This is a genomic window from Desulfobotulus sp., assembly GCF_034006065.1.
Lineage (GTDB): Bacteria > Desulfobacterota > Desulfobacteria > Desulfobacterales > ASO4-4 > Desulfobotulus.
In genome coordinates this window covers 1-6,148 of the sequence record NZ_JAVETM010000087.1, presented here as the reverse complement: position 1 = coordinate 6,148, position 6,148 = coordinate 1, and the positions used below count along the sequence as shown (strand labels likewise).

Here is a 6,148-nt window from a genome sequence, read left to right as displayed (position 1 = left end):
GCTAATTGAGGGAGCCATCTTTGGGCATCAACAGATCCAGCCCCTTGTCTCCTGCGGCAAAAACTGCTTCGATCTTTTCAGGAGTAAGGTTTGTAATTTCTGCAATCTGTTCGGGCTTCATGTTGATTTTACGGAGTTTCATGATTGTCTGAAATTTCTCAAGATAAATACCTTCTTCACGCCCTTCTTCACGCCCTTCTTCACGGCCTTCTACACGACCTTCTTCCCGGCCTTCTACACGACCTTCTTCCCGGCCTTCTTCACGGCCTTCTTCACGGCCTTCCATCCGGCCCCGCATATGCCCTTCATTCATCAATCTTTCCGCTGTTGTCATGGCAAGCTCCTTTCCCTGAATGCTGACAGAACCCATGGTTTCAGCCACGTATTCCGGCTGAATCTCCGTGGTTTTGAAGATGTATTCTATCATGATTTTTAAAAACTGCATCCCTTCTTCCGCTTCAAAAAGTGCGGCACCCACCTCAAAATAGTCACGAAGATGAACTTTGAGTACATCGGGTTGAAAGATGTGCTTTAAGACCAGAACGGAAAGCTTGAGAGAGGCCAGAGAAAAAAGCGTTTCCCGGATAAGTTCATCAGGCCATCGGGACAAATGGATGAAAAGATACTCGGAATCCGGAACAAAAGGGCGGACAGACGGGTCAAGACTTTTAAAGCCGCTGCTTAACGGGCCAGGTGCCCAGTGTTCGAGACCATGGTAAATCACAATGGGGACTACTGGGGTGCGTTCTTTTTTCTGTCTTTGGCAGTTATCCCAGATACCCGACATGTAGCGGATCAGCTGAAAAGGCAGATCATGATCCACATAGCTTTTGTGTTCAAAAAGAAGAGCAATGCGGATCTTTGTATCCTTCAGGCGGCAGGAATAAACAAGGTCTGAAAAGTATTCAGACAACTCCTCACCCACAAAAGAATCCTTTTCCGCCTGAAAGCTACCGAAATCAAGCCCATCCCTCAAATCCGGGGGCAGAACGGCGCGGATAAAATCCACAGCATGGTTTTTATCGGAAAATACCTGTTTGAAAAACTGGTCATGATGGCCCATGGAGTGGCTCCTTTCCTAAAAGGGGTCTGACCCCTTTTTTCGCCACCAGGATTCATTTTCAAGATACCAGGCTACGGTTTTACGGAGGCCGCTTTCAAAGCTTTCCTCAGGCTTCCAGCCCAGCGTCCTTTCAATCTTGCTTGCGTCAATGGCATAGCGCAGGTCATGGCCAGGTCTGTCCTTCACAAAGGTGATGAGAGATCGAAAGCCCCCTTCCCTGTTTGCACGGCTATGGGGATTTTCCGGGGCCATCTCTTCAAGCAGCTCGCAGAGGGTTTCCACAACTTCGAGGTTACGCTTTTCATTGTGTCCGCCGATATTGTAGGTTTCTCCAACTTCTCCAGCCGTCACAACCCGGTAAAGGGCGCGGGCATGGTCTTCCACGTAAAGCCAGTCACGAACCTGCTGTCCGTTGCCGTACACGGGCAGGGGCTTGCCATGCAGGGCATTGAGAATCATGTGGGGAATAAGTTTTTCAGGAAAATGGTAAGGACCATAATTGTTGGAGCAATTGCTCACCAGGGTGGGCAGGCCATAGGTTCTGTGCCATGCCCGGACCAGGTGGTCCGAACTGGCCTTGCTTGCGGAATAAGGGGAGCTGGGAGCATAGGGCGTGGTTTCTGTGAAAAGGGCTCCCGGCCCTTCAAGATCGCCGTACACTTCATCCGTTGAAATGTGATGAAACCTGAAAAACCCTTTCCGCTCTGCATCCAGGTCCTGCCAGTAAAACCTGCACGTCTCAAGCAGAATGTAAGTTCCCACAATGTTGGTTTCAATGAAGGCCGCAGGGCCATCAATGGAGCGATCCACGTGGCTTTCTGCAGCAAGGTGCATGACAGCATCAGGCTCATGGATGTCAAACACCCTTTTCAGCGCTGATCCATCACAGATATCCACATGGGCGAATGCATAGCGAGGGCTTGAGGAAGCCTCCCCCAGAGAGTCCAGATTCCCGGCATAGGTCAGCTTATCCACATTCACCACAGAATCTTCCGTATGGGCAATGATGTGGCGGATCAGGGCAGAGCCGATAAAACCCGCGCCTCCGGTAACCAGTATTTTCATGATGTCCCCCAACAAAAAAAGGGGGAAGCCCCCTTTTCAGCGTTAAAGGGGGTTACCCCCCTTTTTTCTACCAGCGTGCCCGCATGCCCTTATAAGCATGCCGGGCAAAGACAAAAAAGATGCCCAGCATTCCGCCCGCCATACCGCCCACAATGAGGATGAGAAGGCGCTTGGGTTTCACCTTTTCTTCAGGAACAACTGCCGGATCTATGGTCTTAAAAATGTACTCATCCCGAACCCGTGCCAACATCTTGGTTTGGGTCTGCTCTTCAATCAACTTATAAAAAACCTGCTGCATCTGGGTCACAGAGGTCTTTTCAAGCTCCTTTTCAAGGTAAGCAATGCTCCGATGGGCCTCCGCCACATCCCGCTCCCGCATCACCTGGTTCAGCTCCCTCACCAAAGCTTCTGTCCATATCTTGGAGTATAGGGGAGACAGGCTGGTGATGCCGATACGGACAATACCCGTATCCTTGGCTTGATTCACAGACAACATTGCAACAAAGCGTTTATATGCCTCCCAATCCGAAGGCTGGGGGGTTTTGGGCGGATCCACCTCCCGGACCCAGACTTTCTTTTCTGTATCATATACCTCTGAGTTAATCACCCACTCTCCCCTATCCCTATCCCACTTCTCTGCTGCAAACAGGGGAACAAGCAGCTCATGCTTATGGATAAAGGAAGTGATAAAGTCCCTGGATTTCACCACCTCCAGAGCAATGGTGGTTTTATCCACACCCGCCGACCCCATGTCAATGCCCGCCATGGCGGCAAGACCCCCAAAGCGGCTGGAAAGTCCACCCTTCTGTTCCGATACGGCAGGAGCCAGCACCACTTCAGACAGATACTGGTTAGGCGTGACCAAGGCATAGATAAGGGCCAGGGAAGAACAGAGAAAACCAATGAGAACAATCCACCATTTTCCATCCCAGAGTACACGAATCAGCTCCAGAAGATCAATTTCATCGTCCTGAGCCCCTCCCTGCCACGGGAGTCCGGCCGGATAGCCCCACTGGGGAGGAATCGCCTGCTGCCCCTGCCTTTCAAACCCCGCATCTTTATGAAAAGAATCCTGCATATATCCCATATCTTTCCGCTGAATGCTGCGAACATGTCATGATCAGAAAACGCCGATAACCTTAAGCGCTGCAACGGAGGTACTGAGCTGGTAAAGAATCTTGGTGATATCCCCCCAGAAAACAAGGGGAGCCACAGCCTCCACGTCAAAGGGAACAATGATGGTGTCGCCCGGTGAGATATCCGTATTTCTCGGCCCAAACCGGCTGGGGCGATAGGGAATCACGCTGCCATCCGCCTTCACCACATAGATATATTTTTCCGCTGCCTTGGCCGTGAGTCCGCCCGACCTTCCGATATAATCAAAAATCGTGCTTCTATCCGCATACAAGTGGGAGGTGGGGTACTGCACTTCCCCCATCACCGTCACCTCCTGCACCATGGAAGGTACAAAGAGCTGGTCCCCATCCTTTAAAATAATATCCCGACTTTTTCTGTTCACCAGAAGTTCTGCAAAATCAATGACAAGGCGCCCCACAGGCTCGGCTGTGTCCAGCTGATGAATCAGGCCCATAACCATGGCGTTTTTATCCTGATCCAGCTCCCGTCTTTCCATGGACTGGGCCGCAATCTGGCTTCTCAGCTGGGCCGTGTAACTGGCATACCGCTCCTTTTCCAGACGCTTGAGATCTTCCCTCAGGAATACCACCCCGTCAATGAAGGCATACTCCGTGACCCCTCCTGCCCTTTCCAGAACCTGACGCAGGGTTTCTCCCTTGAAAATGGGATAAACTCCGGGGTAAAGAACCTCGCCCCGCAGGGTTACGGTTTCCACCTCATTCCAGTTGGGAATGCGTTTGATCATGAGATGGTCTTCGGCCATCAGGGCAAACTGATCCAGGGCCTCTTCAGGAACATCCACAGGCACATGGCGCACAAGCGCCCCTTTGTCCGTCACCTGTCTCCGGGAAATCTCCATACTGTGGGGCAGGGCGGAGTCCAGAAGACCACCGGAAATCCGGATCAGATCCGCAGGGGTCATTCCTGCATGATAGGGATAGATGCCAGGAAAACGCACCCGCCCCCCAACCCGAATCACCTGGGCTCCTTGTTCCCGCGAAGCCTGGGAACGGAGCCGCTGCACCATGGGCTCCACAAGCTCGGCCCTGTCCTTTCTGTGATCAAACACCAGCACCTGATCATCCGGAGCCAGCAGAAGATCCTCCCCCTCTTCCATGAGGTTGAGATTCAGAACCTCTATGGTCCCAGGCTTTTCTCCAAGGCGACGCACCAGCACATACCCAAGATCCGCTTCCGAGCGCACCATGGCCACATCCTGCAGCAGACGCCGGAGTCCCATTCCCGTGAACAGAGGGTAACTTCCCGTAAAGCGAACAGCCCCATCCACGGAAACCACTTGGGGAAAATCCGGGAATCGGGCCTGGCTGCGCAGAATGCTCACCAGAGTTGTCAACTGGTTGCTGCGATTCTGGCGTGTATCAAAAAGGGTGATCTCATCCCCTGGGGTGAGGTTCAGGTTGTGTAAAGGATCCCTTTGCAGGGCTTTATCCGGGTTGAAAATCTGAATCCGGCTTTCCCTGAAAGGTCCGGCATTGCTCCGCAGCACAGCAAAGTAGGGGTCCATGTGCCTGGGCAGTCGGGAAGGATCGGGCAGAATATCTCCGATGCGCAGGTCTTTCTGCCAGGCCACCACCACATCCTGAAACACATGGCCCGTGATGACCACAGAATCCACCACCTGGGGCGGAAGGGAAAGAATCTGCACCATGTCCCCGTTTTTCAGGCGACGATCCAGATCTTTTTTCGTGTTAAGGTCCAGCCGCGAAAAGCGATGCTCCTCCTCCATGCGTAAAAGTCTCGCATCTTTCATCTGAGCCGAAGGCAGAAGGCCCCCCGCCAGACTGAGAAGATCCCGCACCGTATTTTCCTTACGGAATTCATAGATCCCTGGCCGGATCACAGCACCCGCCAAAGCCACCGAATCTCCCCTGGGAGGAACAAAAACCGTGTCTCCGGCCTGAAGCCGCAGGTCAGAGGCCGTATCTCCCTTCAGCAGGAGGTCATAAAGATCCAGCTCGCCCACAAGCCTTCCTGCCCTGCGCAGCTGGATTTTCCGCAAAGAACCCGTCTCCCGCACTCCGCCGGATACGTACAGGGCATGGGTCATGGTGGCAAGGCCGCTTACGGCATAACTCCCCGGCTTAAAGGCTTCCCCTAAAACAAAAACCTGAAAAGACCGCAGTTTTCCCAGGGTAATGCTGCTTTGTGCGCCAATGAAATGCCTGCGGATGGTATCTTCCAGATCCTGACGCATATCCGTGAAAGTAAGGCCCGCCACAGGCTTTGGCCCCAGATCCGGCATCTGGATGATCCCTTCCCGGTTCACCTCAAGGTCCAGAATCCGGTTTTGATTCCCGTAAATCTGCACACGGATATGGTCGCCTGGCCCGATGATATACCCTTCCGGAACGGGCACATCGGAAACCGGCGCAAAGGTGGTGGGCGCTCCTGCAAAAAGGCTGTACCCGAAGTGGGGCAGCTCTTCCCTGGAACGCTTCATGCGGTCAAAAAGCTCCCGTGTGGGAAGCTCCCTTTCCTGGGCTTCATCCTTGGTCAGCTCCCGCTGATCCTGCTTTTTCTGCAATACCTCAGGCTCGGGCTCCGCCGCAGCCCTGGGCTTAACCACAGGAATCGGCACAACCGTCTCCGTCGCCGGTGTGGAAGAAGGCGCAGATCCCCCCACCTGCTGAAGGACCTGCTGCTGCTCTGCTGGGGAAAGCTTTTTAAAGGCTTCTTTTTCCGCTTCAGTGACCTGAATGGCAAAGGCGGGAAGACAGAAGAGGAGAGTCAAAAAGATCCAGAAAATCCGTTTATGTAGCATTCAAGCACAATCCTCACATGTCGCAGGTGGCGTTTATGGAAATGATTTTCATAAAAAATATCGAAAATTCATTACCAAAAACAAAACAACCTTTCAAGTGG

The 6,148-nt window shown here is 52.8% G+C and carries 4 protein-coding genes; all 4 read right to left on the bottom strand.

Features of this window, described 5'->3' with window-relative positions; genetic code table 11:
- Window position 1 precedes the first annotated feature (1 nt).
- The 4 genes from RBR60_RS16070 to RBR60_RS16055 all read right to left on the bottom strand — a co-directional run bounded on the left by RBR60_RS16070 (window position 2) and on the right by RBR60_RS16055 (window position 6,047).
- Window positions 2-1,063, bottom strand: a complete 1,062-nt coding sequence (locus RBR60_RS16070) for an Rpn family recombination-promoting nuclease/putative transposase (protein WP_320358672.1) — start codon at window positions 1,061-1,063, stop codon at window positions 2-4.
- A gap of 15 nt (window positions 1,064-1,078) precedes the next feature.
- Complete coding sequence (rfbB, locus tag RBR60_RS16065; protein ID WP_320358670.1) at window positions 1,079-2,128, bottom strand: dTDP-glucose 4,6-dehydratase; 1,050 nt, start codon at window positions 2,126-2,128, stop codon at window positions 1,079-1,081.
- A gap of 67 nt (window positions 2,129-2,195) precedes the next feature.
- A complete protein-coding gene (locus tag RBR60_RS16060; protein ID WP_320358668.1) occupies window positions 2,196-3,206 on the bottom strand; it encodes a Wzz/FepE/Etk N-terminal domain-containing protein in 1,011 nt (336 codons plus the stop codon).
- Window positions 3,207-3,248: 42 nt separating this feature from the next.
- The gene (locus RBR60_RS16055) at window positions 3,249-6,047 is read right to left on the bottom strand and encodes an SLBB domain-containing protein (protein ID WP_320358666.1); all 2,799 of its coding nucleotides are present in this window, start codon (window positions 6,045-6,047) and stop codon (window positions 3,249-3,251) included.
- Window positions 6,048-6,148 lie beyond the last annotated feature (101 nt).

Coding starts and splice junctions, on each gene's coding strand:
- RBR60_RS16060 (WP_320358668.1), bottom strand. CDS start 3,206: ATGCAGGATTCTTTTCATAAAGATGCGGGGTTTGAAAGGCAGGGGCAG.
- rfbB (WP_320358670.1), bottom strand. CDS start 2,128: ATGAAAATACTGGTTACCGGAGGCGCGGGTTTTATCGGCTCTGCCCTG.
- RBR60_RS16070 (WP_320358672.1), bottom strand. CDS start 1,063: ATGGGCCATCATGACCAGTTTTTCAAACAGGTATTTTCCGATAAAAAC.
- RBR60_RS16055 (WP_320358666.1), bottom strand. CDS start 6,047: ATGCTACATAAACGGATTTTCTGGATCTTTTTGACTCTCCTCTTCTGT.